3 protein-coding genes are annotated in these 2,940 nt (G+C 63.9%); all 3 read left to right on the top strand.

Annotated elements, in window-relative coordinates:
- The first annotated feature begins 105 nt into the window (after positions 1–105).
- The 3 genes from AB0B89_RS35830 to AB0B89_RS35820 are packed head-to-tail and all read left to right on the top strand — an operon-like array spanning position 106 to position 2,914.
- Positions 106–1,485 (top strand): SUMF1/EgtB/PvdO family nonheme iron enzyme, encoded by a 1,380-nt coding sequence (locus tag AB0B89_RS35830; protein ID WP_358562064.1) that lies wholly within the window; start codon positions 106–108, stop codon positions 1,483–1,485.
- Positions 1,482–1,766 (top strand): hypothetical protein, encoded by a 285-nt coding sequence (locus AB0B89_RS35825; RefSeq protein WP_358562061.1) that lies wholly within the window; start codon positions 1,482–1,484, stop codon positions 1,764–1,766. Before AB0B89_RS35830 ends, AB0B89_RS35825 begins: the two co-directional genes overlap by 4 nt.
- Entirely contained in the window at positions 1,763–2,914 is a 1,152-nt protein-coding gene (locus AB0B89_RS35820; RefSeq protein ID WP_358562058.1) for a hypothetical protein, read from the top strand. Before AB0B89_RS35825 ends, AB0B89_RS35820 begins: the two co-directional genes overlap by 4 nt.
- Positions 2,915–2,940: the final 26 nt, after the last annotated feature.

The raw sequence follows: 2,940 nt of genomic DNA, 5'->3' as shown, positions 1-2,940 counted from the left end.
TGTGGATCAACAAACCACTCACGTCTCAAGACGACGGCGCTTCACCACAAACCACACAAGTAGCCTGATGTCTCAACACGTTTGACAGGTTCCGAGTTGGCCCAGGTGCTGTCCGCGGAGTCGGCGGTCGTCACCAGCTCGCGGGTTTCCTTCCTGGAGGATTCCCCGCAGGTGCGACGGCTGCTGGACGGCACCGCGCTGGTGTCGGAGAAGCTTGTCCAGCAACTCCATGCCCAGGGCGTGAACCCACTGCGTGTGCCCCGATTCTCGGCACTGAGGCTCCAGGATGTGGCCGGCGCCGGCACCCCCCTTGAGATGCGCCTGGTACGTGAGCTGGAACTCGACAGCGGCGATCTTCCTCATCTCGCCGAGTTGGCCTGGCAGCACATGGAACGGGTCATGGCATCGACCCATCTCACGGACTCAATGCGGTCGATCATCACGTACTTCGGCGAGGCTTTCCTCCGAGGTCAGACGACCTTTACGTTCGTGGACATCGTGAACGATGTGGGTATCTCCCTCTTCGAGGGAGGGCGCCTGAGCTACAACGCGTTCCGATTGAGAGCGTTCTTCAGGCCCGTCGAGTCGTCCGGGGTCGCCTTCGTGCACTCGGCCTATCAGGAGCTGCTGGCCGCCGAATACCTACGTGATCCCGCTAACCGGGAGTCCGCCGTCGAGACCGGTCCTCGCCTGACCGAGCAGGTTCGGGACTTCCTGTACCGGCGATCCCGCCATGCGCCGCAGGCACCCAGCGTCGACTGCGTCCTCCCCGCCGGTACGTATCTCGTCGGGCCGAGTCACCATCTGATGCTCCGGCGCGTCGAGCGGCCCGTCCGGTTCGATCGCTTCCCGGTCACGGTCGGCCGCTACAGCCGCTTTCTGAAAGCCGTCCGGCAGCATGGCTCACATGAGTGGGACCACCCGGGCAAGCCGCCTGCCTACTCCCACGAGCCGTGGCAGGAACGCCTCAAGGTGCAGGACTACTTCACCGATCGGGCGTACGAGAACCACCCTGTGATCTGCGTCAATTATTGGAGCGCGTATGCCTTCGCCCGCTTCGAGGGCAAGCGCCTGCCCACGTCTCTCGAATGGGAGGCCGCCGCTCGAGGAAGTGACGGCCGATTGTTCCCCTGGGGCGACGACATCGACCTGGACATCGTCAATTGTGCGGACACATGGAGCGGGCAGCCGCTGATCACCTACGAGGCATGGAGAGAGGAACTGGACGGTGGGCGGCTGAGCCAAGCCATGCCCGGTCCGGTCGACGCGCATCCCGGCAACGTCTCTCCGTTCGGGATCCGGGAGATGGCCGGAAACGTGTGGGAGATCACCGGAACGGTGCTGGAGAACCTCAACGAGGTCGTCATCTGCGGCGGCTCCTACGACAACCCGTACCGAGCACTTCAGGTCTCCTCCAAGGGGCTCTCCCGGCGCCGGGGATGCAGCAACGCGGTCGGTTTCAGGTGTGTGGAGGAGCTCGGGTGACCAGCGAGGAGATCACAGCGGCGGGTGGTCAGCGGTTCGGCAACATCGTCGACCGCATACCACTCGGCAGCGGTCACGAGGGCCGCCAAGGCACATACGTGGTTCGGGATATCGAGACCGATAAGCATCACGCCTTCATGTACGCCGACATCGTGACCGAGGGATTCCGTACCATCCGGACAGGTGAGCGGGTGAGGTTCCTGGTGGACCCCGAAGATCCGGAGCACGCGCGCTACGTCATCCGTCTGGACCTTCCCGAAGTGGAGGACTACTACCGGTGACCCGGCTCGCCAGGCAAGCACTGGTCGTCGTCTACGAAGCGCGATTCCCCTCCACACCGGAATGGGCGCCTGGGCCACTGATCCTTCAGCATCGGCAGGTGCGTTCCACCGCCGAGGCACGCAGCGAGTACTACCGCGACAAGGCGACCCATGTGCTGTACGGGCGGGAAGATCGCCCTAACCGCTGGCATGATCCCACCCATCGCGTGGTCGGCGACGTCGAGATCCTGGGCATCGAGGCTCTCCGCATATCCGACGAGCCGGACGCCTGTGGGTTGGTGGCGATCCACCTGCGGTCGAGGCGAGGAACGCCGATCTCGCTACTACGTGGCCTGGCGGGCCGCATGAACGCGCCACCCGTCAGCTTCGACGCGCAGGCTCTCGTAGACGGACATGCCAAGATCGAGTCCGCCCTACCCCCCTTTACCGTCTGCTTCGTGACCCCCGCCAAACGAGGGCTGCCCCGTCTGTACCAGCACCCCAGGTACTGGCGCTGGCCTGCGGCCCGTCAGTGGCTGTGGGCACTGGCCTCGCGCACCATCCTGGCGGACTATCCGCCCGATCCCAAACACCTCGAACCGGCCAACGACGAGATCATCAGACTCTCCGTCGACTGGCATGCCGTCGTACTGCGCGACGGGATGGGCGTCGTCGGCGTCCGGCCTGACGAGGGGCCAAACGATAGGTTCTTCGGCTACGCGGAGCTGTACCTGCGCTCGATCTACCTGGACGCGGTCATGCTCGGCTTACTCCAGAGCCAAGGGCTCAAACATCTCGAACAGCGTATGGTGGCCGCGCTCGACACCAACCTGGCGACGACGATGGCCCAACTGGAGAGAGAGGTCGGTTCCTTCCGGCGTCGACTGTGGGCGCAGCACCTGACGACCCACGGCATCCCGAACCGGCTTCTGGCCGCCTACCAGCGCCAGCACGGCCTTCGTGAGCGTTTCGATCAGATCCTCACCGAGATCAGCGACTTCAATCGGCTGACCAGAGAGGACGAGACCAGGCACGTCAACAGCGCGGTGGTCGTGTTCACCCTCATCACCGTTCCAGCGGGTATCGCACTGGCACTGCTCCGGAACCTGTCAAACGTGTTGAGACATCAGGCTACTTGTGTGGTTTGTGGTGAAGCGCCGTCGTCTTGAGACGTGAGTGGTTTGTTGATCCACAC

Source organism: Sphaerisporangium sp. NPDC049002 (assembly GCF_040649355.1).
In the GTDB taxonomy this organism is placed as follows: domain Bacteria; phylum Actinomycetota; class Actinomycetes; order Streptosporangiales; family Streptosporangiaceae; genus Sphaerisporangium.
Note: the sequence above shows the minus strand (reverse complement) of the source record. Positions and strands in the feature narration are given on the sequence as shown.